Source organism: Aquimarina mycalae (assembly GCF_029906345.1).
Taxonomy (GTDB): Bacteria; Bacteroidota; Bacteroidia; order Flavobacteriales; family Flavobacteriaceae; genus Aquimarina.
The window spans coordinates 45,326-62,091 of sequence record NZ_JARYGY010000008.1 but is presented as its reverse complement, the minus strand read 5'-3'; the positions used below and the strand labels follow the sequence as shown (position 1 = coordinate 62,091).

Below are 16,766 nucleotides of genomic sequence, written 5' to 3'. Positions count from 1 at the left end.
CGGAAAAGAATTCGAAGACACTATTAGGTGTACAAGGAGCAGAATTAAAATTATTAATAAAACAACAAAAACCTAAAGAATGAAATCTCAAGTAAAGACTAAAACATTGGTTACAAATTGGGCTGTTAATAACACAATTGATTACAACGCTCAAAAAAAACAATAGTTAAACAAAGACATTAACCTAAAATAAAAATTAAAAACAAGATTATGACTAATTATCATTCGACGCTTGATATTGTACGCAAACTAAAGGCAAAACATGGAAATACCTGGGCAACCATTAACCCAGAAAACGCTGCTCGTATTGCTGTACAAAATAGATTTAAAACAGGATTAGATATTGCTAAGTACACAGCATCTATTATGCGTAAAGATATGGCTGAATATGATGCCAATAGTGTAAATTACACACAATCATTAGGTTGCTGGCATGGTTTTGTTGCCCAACAAAAGATGATTGCTGTAAAAAAGCATAAAGGTACGACTGATAAAACTTACCTATATCTTTCTGGTTGGATGGTAGCAGCATTGCGCTCAGAGTTAGGACCGTTACCAGATCAATCTATGCACGAAAAAACTTCAGTTCCTAAGTTAATCGAAGAGATATATACTTTTTTACGCCAAGCTGATGCTGTAGAATTAAATGATCTTTTTCGTCGTTTAGATGCTGGAGAAGATGTGCAAGCAGAGATTGATAATTTTGAAACTCATGTAGTTCCTATCATTGCAGATATTGATGCAGGTTTTGGTAATGAAGAAGCAACCTATCTTTTAGCCAAAAAAATGATTGAAGCTGGTGCTTGTGCACTTCAGATCGAAAATCAAGTATCAGATGCTAAGCAATGTGGTCACCAAGATGGTAAAGTAACTGTACCACATGAAGATTTTATTGCTAAGTTAAATGCACTTCGATATGCTTTCTTAGAACTAGGTGTAGACGAAGGTGTAATTGTTGCCCGAACGGATTCTGAAGGCGCTGGTTTGACACAAAAACTACCTGTATCTATGGAAGAAGGTGACTTGGCATCAAAATATATGGATTTTGTAGAAGCAGAAGAAGTACGTATAGATGAGGTGAATGAAAACGATGTATTATTCAAACGTGATGGTAAATTAGTTCGTCCTGTAAGAATGCCTAATGGTTTATATAAATTCAAAGAAGGTTCTAATATCGACCGAGTGGTATTGGATTGTATTACCAGCCTGGAGAATGGTGCAGATTTATTATGGATTGAGACTCCAACTCCAAATGTGAAGCAAATCGCACATATGGTAAATCGTGTAAAAGAACAGGTACCAAATGCCAAATTAGTATATAACAATTCTCCATCTTTTAACTGGACGATCAACTTCCGCCAACAGGCATTTGATCTAATGGTAGAACAAGGTGAAGATACCTCTGCTTACAATCGTGCAGAGCTAATGGATGCAAGATACGATGGTACAGAATTATCAAACAGAGCAGATGAAATGATTCGCATCTTTCAGGCAGAAGCTTCTCGTGATGCTGGTGTATTCCATCACTTGATTACATTACCAACGTATCATACGACTGCATTACATATGAATGATCTTGTAGAAGGTTATTTTGGAGATGAAGGAATGTTAGCATATGTAGATTCTGTACAACGTCAGGAAATACGTAAGGGTGTATCTTGTGTAAAACACCAACGTATGGCAGGTTCTGACCTAGGTGATGATCATAAAACATTCTTTGCTGGCGACAAAGCATTAAAAGCTGGCGGAGAGAAAAATACGAGTAATCAATTCGAAGTTAAAACAAATATTGAAGAGCCAGAATTGGTTTTAGATAAATAAAATTTGTGTTAATTTTATTTGGAAAGGTGATCCTAGTATATAGGGGTCACCTTTTTTTTATAAGGCGAATCTGTTTCAGTATTCACTTTTAATTAGTTACCCCATTTTTTTTTTAATAATGAATGATCAAGTCTACAGACGGTTAGTTATTTTATTATTATGACCAATTGTTTTGTTGGATGACTTTTATTTTAGTCATATTGTTTAAATCGATATCAATAATTGCACCTGTATCCCCATAACAAATTAAGTGATCTTCTTTCACTTCGGCTTTGTGTATAGGATTAGAAAATGTAAAGAAAATACTCCAATCTAAGGTTTTATCTGCATTAAGAGAGGCTACATATCCTTCATTACCCATAGCGCCATCTCCAAATACAATAGTTTTGTCTTTGTATTTAAAAGAACCATGAAATATATCTATTTCGGTCCAAATATCTTCATGATGTCTTTCAATGCCAGAAAGTGTTGTATCGCATAATGGGAACCAGTGTCTTTTTACCTTTTTTGTCTCACTATTTTCCACGCAATACGTATCGCCCATAACTACGTAACCGTCTCCGTACGCAATACAGTCATAGCCAATAACAAATCCTTGTTTCCATTTATCTTGTATTTTTTTATTCATCATCAGTAAAAATTTCTGCAAAGTGTTTTTTTATTAAAGGGAGTAACTGTTCTCGTTTTAATCCAGCTTGTATCAGGTCATCAATTTTATAATCAAGTTCATAGGGTCTTTTATCTTCATCATTCCCACTATATTCTTCAAAAGGAGTTAAATATCCATTTATTGCATGTAATATATGTACTCTTTCATCTATACAATTAACCTCATCATATTTTTTTTCTGCCACAATAATTCGGAAGCTTTTAAGTGTGTTATTACAGTATTGAATTTCTTCCGAATACATTTTTCTAGTATACTTTAGTATTATTTTTTCATAATCATTGATATACTCATTCATTAATTGAATAACCTCTAAAAGAAACAACTGAGTTCTTGCATAAAACTTCTTAGTGTCATTGACTTTATGTAGGTTAATTATTTGATATACTTCTTCTATATCTTCTATGAATTCTAACTCGTTAAAATCTATTGTTTTTATTTCCTGAATAAATCCTTGTGGCAAGTCTTCTAGGAACTGTTTTAGTGCGTCTATTTTTTCTGACACAAACCTACTATCATCAAGCTTTTTAATCGGTATTTTTTCAGTTTCTTTTGGTTCTAAAGAATCATTAAAAGAACTGCAGAGGTGGTATTTAAAATGTAGAAACTCTGTTCCCATTTCTATAGATACTAATGCATTTAGAAAATGAGGTTTTACAGTTTTATTCGACCATTGATACTCATCAAAATCTAACTCTAATCGCCATTGTTTATTTCTCCCCCAGCTGGCATATTCAAATTGACAAATTATGGGTAATGGATATGGAAATTCTCTTTCTTTTAAAAGTTGTTCATATTGTGGTGTTATGTTTTGTTTTATCGCCGAAAACTGATCACGTAATAAGGCGTTAACCTCCTTATAAAACAAACTATGCATCACCTTTTCTTTTTCTTCCATTTCTAAATAGTTTTTCTCCAATCTTTGTAATACCAATCGTTTTTTGTGGGTAATGCGTGTTCTGAACAATCAAAGGTTTCATGTACCGAAAATATGTCTCCTCTATCTACAGCTTCAGCGGTCCACATATGAAGTAAATCATGTTTATGTCTCACTTGTTTTAACTCTTTCTTTAAATTTTTAAAGCAATATATATGACCAAACATTCCGTTACCATAAGGACTATAGTTACTGTATTTACAACTTAAACAGGTATTTAAATAGATATGTTCAGGTAATTGATTTTGTATGGCTATCAATGCATCTTCCATCCATTCTAATTTCTTTTCAACAGTAAATTCTCCAAAGGATGTAGTTAACGTCAAGCAAGTAAGTTCGCTATCTAAACCTTTAATAGTTGTAGTTTCACCAACTTCTACATTTACTATTAGTGGTGCTGTGAATTTATTTTTTTTGATCGAATCAAAAAGTAAAATAGGAATTGTTACTGCTAACGTAAAGTTGGTCAAATCTCCTGACCCATCCTGAAACATTTCATACTCAAATTTTGTATCATCAATCTCTTCTGCTTCCAACATTTCAAAATCTTGTCCTTCGAAATTAATCCCTCTTAGCGTAAAGTCCATATAACTCCCATCAGATTTTATGACAATTTCTTCCGTACCTCTTTTGTCTTGATATATTGCTTTATATTCCCTCATTGTATTTTTTATTTTTCTATTATAAAAGGAAACCCAATATCTGTAACCTTACTTTGTGTTCCTTTTGCTATTGGATTGATTTGAAACTCAAACGTAGCTTCTTCTATTCCTTCTTGCACAGTAAATCCTCCGTGTATTGTAACTGAATAGCATCCATTATCTACTACTATTTTTTGTCTGACACCTTTTTTAACAGCTTCTTGTAAACGTTGTATTCCATTTTCTAAAGTCCAATTTTTTAAATAGGGAACAGTTACTACACAGATTTCGTTGTTAATTACATTCAACACATATCCACTTTTTCGAAATAATAAGACACTTGTGTCTTTATCAAATTCTGATGTTTGATTATTGACAGTAAAGAAAATAGTATAGGGTTGATTACGAATGGAACTCATAGGAATTATTACCCCATTTTGAATAGCCAATTCGGCACTTTCATTGGTTGTAAATTCATTCATTATATCATCTGACAAACCATTTTCTCCTTTAAACAATAATAAGTTTGCAGGATCAGTTAAAAAGAAATAATCCCAGGTATCATTTAGACATTCGGTAAATTTTATCATTTTTTATTTTCTATATATTACCATACTTTATTTTGATAGGCTTCATATGCCTCTCCATACGTTTTAATATTGGTACGTTTTGCCCATTTTATTAGATTTTCTTCAGGTTCGTTTGTGTCAGAAATACTAAAAAGCACTAAGATATCTTTCTCTACGTTGTCCATAAAAAAGTTTTCTTTTTGTAATTCTTCTAGTACCTGAACACAGGTTTCAAACAACTGGTTTTTAAAAACTTCAAAATTTATATTATCTCTTAAAACCTCTTTATTTAGGACACTACAAATAGCATCTATTTCATCATTAGCACCATCTGATGTATACCATTCTGCAGGTTCAAACTCGTACACCTCTTTATAATCAGGATCATCCTTTTGCATTTTTTGTAAATGCGCAATAGTATTGGTATATGGAACCACAGTCATAGCACCATCATCACTAACTAAAGCAAAGGCACAAATCTCTTTTCCATATTTAGCAACATTTTCTAAAAATGCCCTTTTAGTTACCTTTTTTATTTGTTGTTTTAAAGCATTAAAATCCATGTTTTTTACTATTTCCATCGGTTTGGGTTTTCGGCTACTAATCCAAACGAACTTAGATGAAAGTCGTTTGTATCTATATGCTCAATATCATTTATATTTTCAAAAGTTAATTCGATTCCACTATTCAGTCTTAAAAGAACACCTAGCTTATCTGTTTTTTTCTTGTAATCAATGTTATGGGTGTTTAATGCTGTTAATACAAATTTCAGATTTAGCTTATCTATATCTTTAAAGATCCATTTGTCTAGTTTTATTTGACTACTACTTTCTAGTTTTCCTTCATACCAATAATCAGAATAGATTAAATAGAGTTTTTTATTTTCAAAAAAAAGTTCAATTCCTCCATAGGTCCAAATATTGACTTCTTCAGTTAAAAAATCTGGGCTATAACAATCTGGATCTGGAAAATTATTTATAATCCACTCTTTGGTTTGCCCTAATTTTAGATAATCAAACTTTCCTGTTTTAAAAAACGTTAACAGGTTTATTTCAATGGGGGTTTTTAGTTTCATCTAAATCTTCTATTTATATCCATATATAATTATGGAGCCATTTTCTTCTTCAAAAGGTATATATAACTTGTTTAATAAATTTATCAATTCTTCCGTCTCATCTACTATTTTTGGAGGTACTAAACGACCTTCGATTTTTCTGTATTTAGGTCTTATTTCAAGCCATTCGATCGTAAAGAATATCGGAAGTCCTTCTTCCCAATAACTAGACCAATCACCAAAATAAGCAGGCTCTTTTTCTATATCTTTAAAACTAAATTTAGCATTATCCCATTGAACCAATTTTTCATTATAAGCTGGAGGAAAAGGTAGATTCTCTATTCCTTGTTGTAAGACGATCCATTTGGTATCATTCATTATCGAAGATAAGTTTTTACGCATTGCAATGCCTCTTATTTGTTGCTTGAGCTTTACAATATCTTGATCATTTTCTGTAAGATATTTGTATTGTTCGAATACAGTCATATCTTTTAGATGACTAGAGGTATATATGCTGTATTTGTCTTGGTTTTTCAATTTGATGCTGTTGTTATTTCATATTCAAACTCAAAAAATTCATAAGTCAACCAACCATCGCTTTCTTTACTAAACCCGTTTAATACTAGTGTTGTTTCTTCTTTAAGAAGAATTTCTTGAATACAATCAAATGTTTCAATGCTATTCATCCAATCTATTTTCAGATAATAACCATCGGTAGACGGGTCTTTTGTTATGTACTTACTAACACACAATTTTTTCCATTTTTTTATTGTTATTCGTGTTTCATTATATCTTTCTAAATCACTAATTCTAATGGAACCTTCTGAAACAATATTTATTTCATCATAATTTTCTCCAAGTGACATTCCTGTAATTCTAAAATCAGAGAGACTTATATTATCTATTTTTAATTGCTTCATCATATCTACTATTCCTGATAGTCAAGTATTCTGTATTTATTTATTTTACTTTCTATATAATTTTTTAAGGGAATTAGATTTTTCCATAAATAACTTCCATCATACCTACAAACATAAATTCCATCGTTTTCAAAACAGATACTAATATTTGGCATTTTACCTTTGTTATCAAGTTGTCTAAAATCCCAGAAGACTTTAGTATTAAACTCGTATTTTTTATCAAAATCTTTAGTTGTTTCCAATACCTGTTTAATCTCTGAAGTCTCTTGCTCAGTAAACTTTGCTATTATTTTATATTCAAAACCCATTTTAATCACTATTAGACCAAGTTAAGACTCCTTTTGAAACATGTTCAGAAAACCCATTTAGTATTCCTAGATCACTATCAGGTCTAATTTTTATATAAATCCAGGCTTCATGAGACTCTTGTAATTTTTCTAGATCTATAGTTATCATTTTATGTAATCTAAATTGTGTGAGTATTTCATTTATGATGGCTACGTCTTCCAGATCAATACCTTTTATAGCACCACTTCCTTTATATTTTGCGCTTTTAAAATAATCTATTAGCGCAATTTCTGGGCTTAAAAATTCTTTGGATGCTTCTTTATAATAATTTGCAAATGGTACATAAACACCTTCCATTTTAGGGTGTAAACAGGCAGTTCCTCCTGTTTGATTCGTTATCAAAACTCCCGTTGGAAATTCTATAACAATCCCCAAACCAACTGTATCCCATATCGCAACTAAAGGCTTGTTCATTTTTAAAATTCTATTTTATTATTGTATACGATCTTTATAAATTCCCATAAACAACTATAGTATCTGCATACCTTAGTTGAATATTAAACCATTTGATTAGATCTCTCAAAAAAGACTCTACATGAGCGTCTTTGGTTTTGATGTTTGCCATTCTGTTTACAATAATTCGACTTGTTTTGTTATCAAAAAAGTTACTACTAGTGGTACTAAAATGATTATCAATTATATCTCCTTTTTGGTCTTTAATTGGAAAAACGGATTTAAAAACATCCATAACATAGTCAAAATCTTTAGTCTGAATAAACAGGCTTCTGTCTCTCGAAGTTACATACTTATCAAGGTTTTCATTTTCTGACCATAATATGAATCCTATTTTACCAATAGCTTCTTTTGGTGTGGTCGTAAGAAAAAATAATTGTTGATGAATCTTTTTTATGGATTTCTCGATATCAAAATTGCAGATTTGATAATATTTTTCTGCTAGTATTTCATCGCATTCAGCAAGTCTACAAATGGTATTAATGTTATTTCTATGAAATTCTTGTTCGCACATTAATATATCATCGTTATTTTCTTTCATCAATTGCATTGCAACGTCTAGAGGAATTGACAACTTTTCTCTTAAGGTTTTTATTTTTTGAAGTGTTTCTTTTTCTTTCACTATTTATAGTATCTAAAAATCAATTTGTTAAAACTTTTTCTGTTTATTTTTAAAAATGTATTTAATCTCCTACTATCTGTATATCAATATCTTTATTAGAAAAATAATCCATCCATGTTTTAAACTGGATAACGGTTTCAGTCTTTAGTTTGTTTTTGTTAAGATCCGCTACATAAATCCAAGCATCTATTATTTTTAGCATCGTTTTTTGATGATCCACAGATAATCTTATATCTCGATATGGGTCAATATACACACCTGTTTTTTGTTTAAATTCTACAAACAAGTTTTCTAGATGAGCATACTGCTTATCGTCCAAACCAAACAAATGTTCATTGTTATCAAATTTGTGAAAATCTAAAGCCATAAGGTTCTATTTTTGTTTTAGGGTTATTTCCCAAATTCTCAATTTGTAACTTCTAATCGTTCTTCTATATCGGTTATGGTACCGTATATATCTCCATTATCAGAAATAACTAATGTTGTATCAGCTACTGGTAATGGGATTTCTTTGATTCCAGTTAAAAATTGTTTTATTTTTTCATTATTCAGGTGTAATACTTGAGACTCACAATAAATTACGATAATTTGTTCTTCGAATTGTCTGGCTAATCTACCTCGTAAAAACCCACCATAATTGGGTTCATCTTGTAAAATATAGTCAAAACCTTTTGGAGTGTTTTTTTTATGAGCTTCTTTGGCATCAAATAATTTACCATCTGGATATATCCAAAACACAAATTCTGGATAGGTATGCGTATATTCTTTTATTTCTTTTCTTCTTCCTCTATATTTTTCTTGTAAAAATGGAAAAATAGCTGTTGCTTCTTCTCTAGTTACGGATCCAACTGTTATCATCTATAAACTATAATTTACTTCAAATTCATAATACTTTTTCGTCTCCATACTAATCTTTACACTGTAATAGCAATTCCCGCCATCTTCTACTTGTACTAATTGTGTTTGCCAATTTTTCTCATCTGTAGCATCACAAAAGAAATTAATAAAAACCTCTTTTTGGCCTTTATTATTTATCACAGGTACATACTGCCTCATATATCCTTGTAACTGCACTTCATAATTGGTCTGAGTAATCGGATCATCAGAGTTATTTTTATTGTGTTCGATGAGTTGGTTTTTCTGTGTTTGATTATGTTTTTGGATGGCAGATTTTAAAACCTCTTCTATTTCTATTAACTCAGATTCTTGTAATTGAGACGGTTTCACATTATTAAATGTCCAATGCCATTTGGGTGTATATGTAAGTATTGTATAGTCCGACTTTGCTAATTTGAATTTTTCTTGAGTTTTTTGCTCATTTTTAATCTCCTCTGTTTTTACACTGGTAGTGCAAGAAGAAATTAAAGTTATAAGTATTAAAATTATTTTATTCATTTATTGAAAATCTAATTACAATTTTTTATCCCAAATCCACAGTTCTTTGTTTCCTATATAACCACATATATAATCTAAAATCTCATCGATAAAATCATCCAAATGATCAATTCCCAAAGCTCTATACACTAGCTTAATTGCATATATGGTATTATAAGCCTGTTGCTGAGATATTCCTTTGTTTTTATAGTTAACAATGCAATTTCCAGCTTCTTTTGAAGCACTATAAAATGTATCGTTGTTTATCGTTGTTTGTAGTATTTTTTGAAAATCGTTTATCAATTCCTGATAGATTAGTTCTTCTTCTAATTCTTCTTTACAAATCAGTTCTATGATCTCGTTCAGATTACAAACTTCACCTTTGACAATAGGAATTTGTATCGTTGTGAATGAATTAAAAATACCCGATTTTGACAACACTAGGTTGACTATATCTTGAGGGTTTTCTAATGTGATCAGCCTATACGAAGGTGCATGACCTATAAAATCAAAAAGAAAATATTCTCCTTCTATACAAGTCGTTTTGTCTAATACTGTTTCTCTTCCTTTAATGGCTATTCCTGAAGGTTCATGTATAGTAAGCGAATCGTTTAGTCCCTTATTTTCGGAATCAAAAACCACCCATTTCCATAATTCATTCATTGTAAAACTACAATCTTCATCATACATAGATGCTTTTGTAATTTTCTCGAAAATAGTGGCTAGATTATACTTCATTTTTACATTCTTTATTTTGAAAAAACATTTCGTATACCATCAAAAATTTTAAAACAGGTATCGGTATCTAATCCTTCTGGTCTACTTGCTTTCCAATGCCCCATACTGGCTCGTAAAGTTTGGTTCATACTAAAGAGTTGGTACACTAACTTTTTTTCTATAGTTTTTTTGTCTGCATAATATTGTTCTATAGATTTTAATGCTTCTAAAAAATTTCTAATTCTCTCTTCTTCTACATCCGCACTCATCCTAAAAAGTAGATCTAGTCCGTCATCAGATTCATATTCGTAATGTATAAGGTTTTTGGCTTCTTCTATTGTCATTTTTTGTTATTCTATTGTATATTCTACAATTTGGATTTGCCATTCATTTCCTGTTTTCCATTGATACCAACCTTCATAATTGGTTCCTTTCTTAAAATTAAACTCTCTTAAAGGATCTTTTATTAATTCTATCCATTCTCCTTTTATACTTTTTACCTTAAAAGGGTAAAAGTCATAGGTTTCTGAACAGAAAATAATTTCTCCATACGGTTTATCATATATCTCAAGTTTTTTTAATTCTATATATTCTACACGTTTTAGATAATGCTCCCAAGTTTCATACAAAAACCACACTCTATTAGAAGGTTCTGTGTTAAAACTACCTTCTAAAGCTTTTCGAGTTGTGTAATACATTGCTTCAGGACTTTTTTTTATATAATATTTTGTTCCTTTTTTATCATCAACAATAACTTTATAATAATTGGAGGTTGCTTCAGTAACAATAAATTTTAATATGGGTCCTGCGGGAACAAGTCCACTGTTTAGGAGCTCTTGCACTTCTATGTCTGTTTCTCCTTCAGATATCTGATAAGGGTTTAATACTATTGGACTTTCATATTTTACTAGTAAATCTTTTAGTTGCTCGATATGAAGTATTGCCGCAGGAGTTACATCATTAAAATTTTTAAAGAATGAGATATCAGAATTGGTGTTTACTTCTAAAATTCCGATACCAATCTCTTTCATTTGTTGTGCTTTACTATTCAAAACAATGAATAACATTAATGTGTATGTTACTAATTTCATGTATTTAATTACTTTGCTACTTTTTCCCATTGATACAATTCGTTTAAAGGAATATCATTGAATCTTTTTATACGACCGTCACAATGTTGGTATGTTCCATTTTCCATAGCTTCTATTTCGGTATCTATTTCTAAACCTGTTCCGCAGAAAGGAATCCCTAATTCTTTTCTTATAAAGGTTTCCCATTCTCCTCGATTCTTAAATTTTATCGTTCCAGACTCGAGTTTAATAGTAAGTATCGTGTCTTTGTTAAGAAAATACGTTTCTTCAAATGGTTTATAATTCATTCCAAATACTTTGATCTTAATTTTATTACCCTTTATTTTTTTAGAACATATATTCCAAGAACTTAGTCCTTCAAAATCTGTTTGAACTTCACCAACCCTTTTGTTTCCCGAACTAATTTCTAAAATGGCAAGAGGAGCTTCAGTATGTGACTTGGCATCAATAACCTTAAAAACAGTATGTAATATCCTATTTTCATTCCTAATAGTTTGCGCCTGTAAGGTCAATACAAAGAATACTGTAATAATTATATGTAATGTATTTATGTTCATCTTAAAAACATTTTTATTCTTCTGATGAATAGGGTTCTTCATATTCGGTAATAATTTTACCTGTTATGCCATCTACAATAATAATCCCTAAAAGCAGGTCTGTATGACTTTTATTATATGTTATTGCCCAAAATGGTTTTTCTGAGGGGTTTCCAATACACTCTGTACCAAAACCAAAGCTTCTGCTAACCTCAAAACCATAGGCTTTCATATCAATTTTTCTTTCCTCAATGTATCTTAAAACATCTTTCCATGTGAATTTATAAAGGTGATCAAATTCACCTTGGATATTACAGGCATTCCAAAAATCGGTATCTATAGCTGTGATTCCTTTTTTCATATTGTACTCTGGAAATATGTAATAATTCTTCATCTCGGTTACTCCATCATAGGGAAGTATCTTAAGCAATATGGTATCTGTCATATGTTCGCGCTCGTTATAAAAATAATACCCTACCTGAATGGTGTCATAATTGGTTAAATTTCCTTTAATAGTTTTTAGAACTTTATATGGTGCTATATGGACTTTACTACCAATACCTGATGCTATTTGTTTTGCTATCACCTTGATCGTATCATTTGGGACTTGTCCATAGATAGAGTGTCCAAAAATAAAAGCAAGAGTTGTGAACATTAATTTCATATACTTTTTTTGTTTCATCATCCTTATTTCCCCTCTGTAATAGAAACATTATTGCAAGTTATTTCAAAATGGTTTTCTGCATCAACTACTTTGTAATATGTATCGTGATACTCAATTTCTATATCTGCATTATCCCAATCAAATGATCCTTTCATTGTAATAGGTTCGTGCATTGAAATCAACAAACAAGAAATATCATTTTGGTATCTATCTTCACTTATTCTTAGTTGTATTTTTCTATGGTTTTCGCTCAAATTAAAAAGTCTCGCTTGGTTGCCCTTCCATCTTTTTAATAAGCTTGGTGCGTGCCTTAAAATTGGATGAGATTTTAATTCTTCTGTAATCTCTGTTGTGCTAATCATTTCCTTATCAATTTATAAAAAAATACTCCTGTCAAAATCAGTCCACAAAGCGCAAGAATTCCATAAACTTCTTTTGCTTGTTCGTTATAAACTACGCCATCTTCTATAGATAAAAATGTACCTTCGGTATTATAATCAAGATTTGCTCTTTGAATATACATCCAAATAAAGAAAGTGGTAATACATCCAAGTATTGTTAGTATAATGTAACGTATGTATTTCATCTGTTTATTTTATGCAATTAATTTTTGGCAGTCTTTTTTTGTGAATATTCACTTAATAGCGCCAATAGTATTTGTTTTCCGCTTGCCATATTATACAAAGGGATTCGTATTTGAACTCATTCTGAAATATCTATAATTTTAAGGTTTTGCTCTATAATTTGTTTGTTGGTTCTACCGTGTTTATCTTTTTCTCCATATACATTGTCTCGTTTTGCCAATCTATCTATTAAGTCATTTTCGGTCCCTTGTGAAACGATTATTTGAATTGATTTTTCACCTTTTTTTAAAGCATCGGATCTTTTAATTAAAAATTTAATAGTTCTTTCTACATATCCGACTTCTTTAGGATTGATTTGATCTAACTCATCAATTATTATCAGTACTTCATTTTCTTTTTCTTTAATCCAGGAATGGTGAGAGTACACTAGTCTTAAATCTGGAAATGGTGGGTATGCTGCTGTTTTATAATCGGGTTTATGCATTTTTGTTTTCTTAATAAATTTTGCATATTCCTTTAATGTTGTTATCCCTCTTGGTGTTCTATTTGCCGCTCTATTAACTATTAGATCACTGATAAATTTTCTTCTATCCGCTTCAGATTCCCCTACAATTAGAAGGTGTTTATTACGATGTAGTATTTTTTTAGCATCTTCGATCATATAACAGTTATTTTTTCTTTCTAGACTTCTATCTCTTTTAGTATTCTCCTTTTATTATAATTAATAATATCAAAAGTATCTAGTACTTCACATGGCCCTTATCCTCGCCCCATCTTTTATTGTTCCTTATATAAATTAAAGTCCCATCATTATTATAATTGAAACTTTCTATCACTTTTCCATTCAACATTTTTTGAGTTAGATTTCCATTACTATCATATATAAATCTATAATCATCTGAATTATCGAATAACCCATGTATTTGAATTTTTTCTATTCTATTCTCAGCATCGTAATGATAGGTCAAATATGTACGTTTGTATTTTTTGTCTCTCCATGTTTTTACTTCACTCAAGCTAGTGACCTTTTTTTGGTAGTTGTATTGAATAACAATTTTGGATCTACTACTCTGTATAATTTCTGATAATTGCCCTTTATCATTATACACATAACTTAGATTATTTTTTGATGTTTTTAAGTTACTTATAGATGCAATCAGTTTACCATTTTGATACTTGTACTTACTAGAACAGCGTATTTTTTTTGATTGTGTATCTTGATAACATTTTTCAACTAACTGTCCGTTGCCATTATACTTATAAACAGCACCTTCTACTTCTGTAGGTAATCCATACTTGTTGTATTTATATAAGTTTTTGTCTCCAAAATGATAGTCATCATCGCCTGCTATATCATTTGGGCAGATTTCTTTATATCTCGTTTTTAAACCTAGTTCATTATAGTAAACATGTTCAGAACAAAGTACAATTCCTGCATCAGTATATCGCTGCCTATATAGATATGTAGGGAATGTTTCTTCTGAAATCTCTATTCTTTCTGGGATTTTCCCATCATATATAATGTCCTGAACTTCTTTTGGCAATCCAAAAGGAGTAGATTTTTTGTTTTTTAAATTAATGATCTTTCTTAATTCGCCAGAACTGTCATAAAAGTAGATTGAGTCGTTTTGCTGTTTTACTGCAATCTTATTATTTTCATAGTATACAATGTTCCTATCCTGTGCATTGCTATTGAATTTAAAAAACAATAATAGTACAATCACAAAACTTGTTCTATGTATTATCAAACGCTTCATGCTTATAATTCTGATTCGTGACGAATGCCCTTTTTATCAATTCGTATATTCCATTTACAGGTTTTAAATGCACCACTGTTGTTTGGTTCTACTGTTCCGTAAGCGATTAAATCATCTTTGTTATCAAATTCATCTTTATCATCCATATATACTTTGATTTTCATACCTGCTTTTAGTTTAATTGTAGTGCCATTAGTGTCTTTTTTGAAATCCGTTTTTGATAACAGTATCAAATCGCATTCTATCATTGCATTAAAATCGATATATATTTTAGATTCATTCATTTTTTATTTTATTTGAAATTCTTCAGTCCAACATACTATCGCTTCTTGCAATTGTATATAGTCATTGTCATACGTAACAGCAGCAGGCAATAAACCAAGTTCTCTAGCCTCATTACTTTTATAGTAGGTTTCTAATAGATTCTTTTTATATTCAAAAAAATCTATGATACACTGCAGTTGTTCTATAGTCAATAAAGAATAGCGTTCTTTATAATATTTTTTAGCACTCTCGTTATTACTCAATATTTCCATTAAATGAAATTCGATATGAGGTTCTGTGCATCCTTTTAGAAGCCCTTTTTCTAATAATTTTTTCTCTTCTTTTTTAAAAAAACCAATTGCAAACAGCAATAGTATTGGTAAATGGAAATGCATTCCTTTGGCATCAAAAAATGATAACGAACTACTACATTGATACAGATGAATTAATGGAATTTTTGTCCAGTCTTTTATTTCATCTTTAGCTCTTAATTTTCTGCATTCACTAACAGTCAATCGATCATCGTGTCCTTGAGCTTCCCAAAGGCCTATTCCATCTTCTAGTGTTACATTTCTAAAAGCCTCATTTATTTCTTTAATTAATGCTTCTTTTTTAGTCATTTTTATAGTTTCCTACTATTATTTCTTTTGTCATTCAACCAAAGTTCTATTTCTTGAAGATTAGTATTGGATACCTTACTCCCGCACTCTATTCTTTTAGTTTCACCGCCTTGTCCTTTTTGATATTGTATCCCGAAATTATCATCCTCGGCATTATAACTGACATACACCATAGGTAAATCATATCTTTCCTGATAGTTTTTCCCTAACGAAAGTCCTAAGGCATTATGAGATTGACTTGGATAGTATTGCTCCCAAAAACCAATTTCTTTACACTTTTTGATCAATTTAAGAAGAGGTTTCAGTTTTTTATGCTCTATATCAATCCATAGGGTACACCATTTAACCATGGTGTTCCATTGAACAAATCTGTCCTCAGACTCCATTCCTTCAATTATTTCTGCATATCGATCTCTAATATTCATTATAGTTTGCAAATGTCACCATCAATAGTACATTTCTTAATCTTAGCATCCTATGGTCAACTAATATTCGCAGTGTGGTAGTTTATATTTGTATTATAATTCATCAATCATTTTATAAAACTCCTAAAAAAAACAACACAGCTTGCTGATTTACTGAATAGTCTATAATCGTCGAAATCTAAAAAAGACGTCTTTTATAAGACACTAATTCGTTTAATGACAAGGATATCCTGGATATATGTCAGTCAATTTATTATTTTCAAATTCAAACGTTATTCCACAATATTGTCTTCCTGAAGATGGACATTCTTTTAGAATATCTCTTAATGCTATAAATTTAGTGTTTGCATTTTCCCATTCAAAAAATGCTTCAATACTGTTTTGTTTGAGTTTCTTTTTAAAAGATGCATGCGTAATCCCAGTTTTAAAGATTTCTTTAACGTAGTTTAGTTCAGTATTTTCACATTCGGCAGTTGCGTGATACTTTTCGCTATTATCTTTTCGGATATATTCAACAATGAAAAATCCAATTCCGATGATACTTACTACAATAATTAAAAATAGTTTTATTTTTTTCTTCATTTTTTAGAATTATTACTAGCTTCTTTCTAAACTCTCTATGCATCTAGCGCGTCATAGCTAACAAAATCTACTTTATTATTTTTATTACTGTAAATTAAACAAATTTCTTATTGCAATACG

The 16,766-nt window shown here is 30.6% G+C and carries 28 protein-coding genes; 1 reads left to right on the top strand and 27 read right to left on the bottom strand.

Annotated elements, in window-relative coordinates; genetic code table 11:
* Positions 1-210: 210 nt before the first annotated feature.
* The gene (locus tag QBK95_RS18535; protein ID WP_280936059.1) at positions 211-1,821 is read left to right on the top strand and encodes an isocitrate lyase; all 1,611 of its coding nucleotides are present in this window, start codon (positions 211-213) and stop codon (positions 1,819-1,821) included.
* A 157-nt stretch (positions 1,822-1,978) separates the two neighbouring features.
* On the opposite strand, the gene QBK95_RS18530 is transcribed toward QBK95_RS18535, so the two are convergent.
* The 27 genes from QBK95_RS18530 to QBK95_RS18400 form a co-directional block, all read right to left on the bottom strand.
* Entirely contained in the window at positions 1,979-2,452 is a 474-nt protein-coding gene (locus QBK95_RS18530) for a hypothetical protein (RefSeq protein WP_280936058.1), read from the bottom strand.
* Complete coding sequence (locus tag QBK95_RS18525; protein ID WP_280936057.1) at positions 2,442-3,386, bottom strand: hypothetical protein; 945 nt, start codon at positions 3,384-3,386, stop codon at positions 2,442-2,444. The genes QBK95_RS18530 and QBK95_RS18525 overlap by 11 nt, the downstream gene beginning before the upstream one ends.
* 2 nt (positions 3,387-3,388) lie before the next feature.
* Positions 3,389-4,087 carry a DUF6304 family protein gene (locus tag QBK95_RS18520; protein ID WP_280936056.1) on the bottom strand — a complete coding sequence of 233 codons (699 nt, stop codon included), beginning with the start codon at positions 4,085-4,087 and terminating at the stop codon, positions 3,389-3,391.
* 8 nt (positions 4,088-4,095) lie between these two features.
* Positions 4,096-4,656 carry a hypothetical protein gene (locus QBK95_RS18515; RefSeq protein WP_280936055.1) on the bottom strand — a complete coding sequence of 187 codons (561 nt, stop codon included), beginning with the start codon at positions 4,654-4,656 and terminating at the stop codon, positions 4,096-4,098.
* A 17-nt stretch (positions 4,657-4,673) separates the two neighbouring features.
* Positions 4,674-5,216 (bottom strand): DUF4303 domain-containing protein, encoded by a 543-nt coding sequence (locus QBK95_RS18510; protein ID WP_280936054.1) that lies wholly within the window; start codon positions 5,214-5,216, stop codon positions 4,674-4,676.
* Positions 5,207-5,710, bottom strand: coding sequence for a hypothetical protein (locus tag QBK95_RS18505; protein WP_280936053.1), 504 nt, complete (start codon positions 5,708-5,710; stop codon positions 5,207-5,209). Before QBK95_RS18505 ends, QBK95_RS18510 begins: the two co-directional genes overlap by 10 nt.
* 9 nt (positions 5,711-5,719) lie before the next feature.
* Positions 5,720-6,226, bottom strand: coding sequence for a DUF6678 family protein (locus QBK95_RS18500; protein WP_280936052.1), 507 nt, complete (start codon positions 6,224-6,226; stop codon positions 5,720-5,722).
* The gene (locus tag QBK95_RS18495) at positions 6,223-6,612 is read right to left on the bottom strand and encodes a hypothetical protein (protein WP_280936051.1); all 390 of its coding nucleotides are present in this window, start codon (positions 6,610-6,612) and stop codon (positions 6,223-6,225) included. The genes QBK95_RS18500 and QBK95_RS18495 overlap by 4 nt, the downstream gene beginning before the upstream one ends.
* A gap of 5 nt (positions 6,613-6,617) precedes the next feature.
* A complete protein-coding gene (locus QBK95_RS18490; RefSeq protein ID WP_280936050.1) occupies positions 6,618-6,917 on the bottom strand; it encodes a hypothetical protein in 300 nt (99 codons plus the stop codon).
* A 1-nt stretch (position 6,918) separates the two neighbouring features.
* Positions 6,919-7,371, bottom strand: a complete 453-nt coding sequence (locus tag QBK95_RS18485) for a DUF6210 family protein (RefSeq protein ID WP_280936049.1) — start codon at positions 7,369-7,371, stop codon at positions 6,919-6,921.
* 34 nt (positions 7,372-7,405) lie between these two features.
* The gene (locus QBK95_RS18480; protein WP_280936048.1) at positions 7,406-8,032 is read right to left on the bottom strand and encodes a hypothetical protein; all 627 of its coding nucleotides are present in this window, start codon (positions 8,030-8,032) and stop codon (positions 7,406-7,408) included.
* Between the two features lie 61 nt (positions 8,033-8,093).
* A complete protein-coding gene (locus tag QBK95_RS18475) occupies positions 8,094-8,399 on the bottom strand; it encodes a hypothetical protein (RefSeq protein ID WP_280936047.1) in 306 nt (101 codons plus the stop codon).
* 38 nt (positions 8,400-8,437) lie between these two features.
* Positions 8,438-8,890 (bottom strand): hypothetical protein, encoded by a 453-nt coding sequence (locus QBK95_RS18470; protein ID WP_280936046.1) that lies wholly within the window; start codon positions 8,888-8,890, stop codon positions 8,438-8,440.
* Positions 8,891-9,427, bottom strand: a complete 537-nt coding sequence (locus QBK95_RS18465) for a hypothetical protein (RefSeq protein ID WP_280936045.1) — start codon at positions 9,425-9,427, stop codon at positions 8,891-8,893.
* Positions 9,428-9,442: 15 nt separating this feature from the next.
* On the bottom strand, positions 9,443-10,144 hold the full coding sequence (locus QBK95_RS18460; RefSeq protein WP_280936044.1) for a hypothetical protein: 702 nt from the start codon (positions 10,142-10,144) through the stop codon (positions 9,443-9,445).
* A gap of 11 nt (positions 10,145-10,155) precedes the next feature.
* Positions 10,156-10,467 (bottom strand): hypothetical protein, encoded by a 312-nt coding sequence (locus QBK95_RS18455; RefSeq protein ID WP_280936043.1) that lies wholly within the window; start codon positions 10,465-10,467, stop codon positions 10,156-10,158.
* A 6-nt stretch (positions 10,468-10,473) separates the two neighbouring features.
* Positions 10,474-11,214: a hypothetical protein gene (locus tag QBK95_RS18450; protein WP_280936042.1), complete on the bottom strand. Its 741-nt coding sequence runs from the start codon at positions 11,212-11,214 to the stop codon at positions 10,474-10,476.
* 8 nt (positions 11,215-11,222) lie between these two features.
* The gene (locus tag QBK95_RS18445; protein ID WP_280936041.1) at positions 11,223-11,813 is read right to left on the bottom strand and encodes a hypothetical protein; all 591 of its coding nucleotides are present in this window, start codon (positions 11,811-11,813) and stop codon (positions 11,223-11,225) included.
* A complete protein-coding gene (locus QBK95_RS18440; RefSeq protein ID WP_280936040.1) occupies positions 11,785-12,414 on the bottom strand; it encodes a hypothetical protein in 630 nt (209 codons plus the stop codon). The genes QBK95_RS18445 and QBK95_RS18440 overlap by 29 nt, the downstream gene beginning before the upstream one ends.
* 23 nt (positions 12,415-12,437) lie before the next feature.
* Complete coding sequence (locus tag QBK95_RS18435) at positions 12,438-12,776, bottom strand: hypothetical protein (protein WP_280936039.1); 339 nt, start codon at positions 12,774-12,776, stop codon at positions 12,438-12,440.
* The gene (locus QBK95_RS18430) at positions 12,773-13,000 is read right to left on the bottom strand and encodes a hypothetical protein (protein ID WP_280936038.1); all 228 of its coding nucleotides are present in this window, start codon (positions 12,998-13,000) and stop codon (positions 12,773-12,775) included. The genes QBK95_RS18435 and QBK95_RS18430 overlap by 4 nt, the downstream gene beginning before the upstream one ends.
* A 116-nt stretch (positions 13,001-13,116) precedes the next feature.
* Complete coding sequence (locus QBK95_RS18425) at positions 13,117-13,659, bottom strand: hypothetical protein (protein WP_280936037.1); 543 nt, start codon at positions 13,657-13,659, stop codon at positions 13,117-13,119.
* 79 nt (positions 13,660-13,738) lie between these two features.
* On the bottom strand, positions 13,739-14,755 hold the full coding sequence (locus tag QBK95_RS18420; RefSeq protein ID WP_280936036.1) for an RHS repeat domain-containing protein: 1,017 nt from the start codon (positions 14,753-14,755) through the stop codon (positions 13,739-13,741).
* A 2-nt stretch (positions 14,756-14,757) separates the two neighbouring features.
* Positions 14,758-15,039 (bottom strand): hypothetical protein, encoded by a 282-nt coding sequence (locus QBK95_RS18415; RefSeq protein WP_280936035.1) that lies wholly within the window; start codon positions 15,037-15,039, stop codon positions 14,758-14,760.
* A 3-nt stretch (positions 15,040-15,042) separates the two neighbouring features.
* On the bottom strand, positions 15,043-15,639 hold the full coding sequence (locus QBK95_RS18410) for a DUF6714 family protein (RefSeq protein WP_280936034.1): 597 nt from the start codon (positions 15,637-15,639) through the stop codon (positions 15,043-15,045).
* A 2-nt stretch (positions 15,640-15,641) separates the two neighbouring features.
* Positions 15,642-16,064, bottom strand: coding sequence for a hypothetical protein (locus QBK95_RS18405; RefSeq protein ID WP_280936033.1), 423 nt, complete (start codon positions 16,062-16,064; stop codon positions 15,642-15,644).
* A 213-nt stretch (positions 16,065-16,277) separates the two neighbouring features.
* A complete protein-coding gene (locus tag QBK95_RS18400) occupies positions 16,278-16,646 on the bottom strand; it encodes a hypothetical protein (RefSeq protein ID WP_280936032.1) in 369 nt (122 codons plus the stop codon).
* Between the last annotated feature and the right edge of the window lie 120 nt (positions 16,647-16,766).

Excerpts from the sequence above, each read along its gene's own strand:
- QBK95_RS18535 (WP_280936059.1), top strand. The coding sequence starts at position 211 with ATGACTAATTATCATTCGACGCTTGATATTGTACGCAAACTAAAGGCA.
- QBK95_RS18530 (WP_280936058.1), bottom strand. The coding sequence starts at position 2,452 with ATGATGAATAAAAAAATACAAGATAAATGGAAACAAGGATTTGTTATT.
- QBK95_RS18525 (WP_280936057.1), bottom strand. The coding sequence starts at position 3,386 with ATGGAAGAAAAAGAAAAGGTGATGCATAGTTTGTTTTATAAGGAGGTT.
- QBK95_RS18520 (WP_280936056.1), bottom strand. The coding sequence starts at position 4,087 with ATGAGGGAATATAAAGCAATATATCAAGACAAAAGAGGTACGGAAGAA.
- QBK95_RS18515 (WP_280936055.1), bottom strand. The coding sequence starts at position 4,656 with ATGATAAAATTTACCGAATGTCTAAATGATACCTGGGATTATTTCTTT.
- QBK95_RS18510 (WP_280936054.1), bottom strand. The coding sequence starts at position 5,216 with ATGGAAATAGTAAAAAACATGGATTTTAATGCTTTAAAACAACAAATA.
- QBK95_RS18505 (WP_280936053.1), bottom strand. The coding sequence starts at position 5,710 with ATGAAACTAAAAACCCCCATTGAAATAAACCTGTTAACGTTTTTTAAA.
- QBK95_RS18495 (WP_280936051.1), bottom strand. The coding sequence starts at position 6,612 with ATGATGAAGCAATTAAAAATAGATAATATAAGTCTCTCTGATTTTAGA.
- QBK95_RS18490 (WP_280936050.1), bottom strand. The coding sequence starts at position 6,917 with ATGGGTTTTGAATATAAAATAATAGCAAAGTTTACTGAGCAAGAGACT.
- QBK95_RS18485 (WP_280936049.1), bottom strand. The coding sequence starts at position 7,371 with ATGAACAAGCCTTTAGTTGCGATATGGGATACAGTTGGTTTGGGGATT.
- QBK95_RS18475 (WP_280936047.1), bottom strand. The coding sequence starts at position 8,399 with ATGGCTTTAGATTTTCACAAATTTGATAACAATGAACATTTGTTTGGT.
- QBK95_RS18470 (WP_280936046.1), bottom strand. The coding sequence starts at position 8,890 with ATGATAACAGTTGGATCCGTAACTAGAGAAGAAGCAACAGCTATTTTT.
- QBK95_RS18465 (WP_280936045.1), bottom strand. The coding sequence starts at position 9,427 with ATGAATAAAATAATTTTAATACTTATAACTTTAATTTCTTCTTGCACT.
- QBK95_RS18460 (WP_280936044.1), bottom strand. The coding sequence starts at position 10,144 with ATGAAGTATAATCTAGCCACTATTTTCGAGAAAATTACAAAAGCATCT.
- QBK95_RS18455 (WP_280936043.1), bottom strand. The coding sequence starts at position 10,467 with ATGACAATAGAAGAAGCCAAAAACCTTATACATTACGAATATGAATCT.
- QBK95_RS18450 (WP_280936042.1), bottom strand. The coding sequence starts at position 11,214 with ATGAAATTAGTAACATACACATTAATGTTATTCATTGTTTTGAATAGT.
- QBK95_RS18445 (WP_280936041.1), bottom strand. The coding sequence starts at position 11,813 with ATGAAGAACCCTATTCATCAGAAGAATAAAAATGTTTTTAAGATGAAC.
- QBK95_RS18440 (WP_280936040.1), bottom strand. The coding sequence starts at position 12,414 with ATGAAATTAATGTTCACAACTCTTGCTTTTATTTTTGGACACTCTATC.
- QBK95_RS18435 (WP_280936039.1), bottom strand. The coding sequence starts at position 12,776 with ATGATTAGCACAACAGAGATTACAGAAGAATTAAAATCTCATCCAATT.
- QBK95_RS18430 (WP_280936038.1), bottom strand. The coding sequence starts at position 13,000 with ATGAAATACATACGTTACATTATACTAACAATACTTGGATGTATTACC.
- QBK95_RS18425 (WP_280936037.1), bottom strand. The coding sequence starts at position 13,659 with ATGATCGAAGATGCTAAAAAAATACTACATCGTAATAAACACCTTCTA.
- QBK95_RS18420 (WP_280936036.1), bottom strand. The coding sequence starts at position 14,755 with ATGAAGCGTTTGATAATACATAGAACAAGTTTTGTGATTGTACTATTA.
- QBK95_RS18415 (WP_280936035.1), bottom strand. The coding sequence starts at position 15,039 with ATGAATGAATCTAAAATATATATCGATTTTAATGCAATGATAGAATGC.
- QBK95_RS18410 (WP_280936034.1), bottom strand. The coding sequence starts at position 15,639 with ATGACTAAAAAAGAAGCATTAATTAAAGAAATAAATGAGGCTTTTAGA.
- QBK95_RS18405 (WP_280936033.1), bottom strand. The coding sequence starts at position 16,064 with ATGAATATTAGAGATCGATATGCAGAAATAATTGAAGGAATGGAGTCT.
- QBK95_RS18400 (WP_280936032.1), bottom strand. The coding sequence starts at position 16,646 with ATGAAGAAAAAAATAAAACTATTTTTAATTATTGTAGTAAGTATCATC.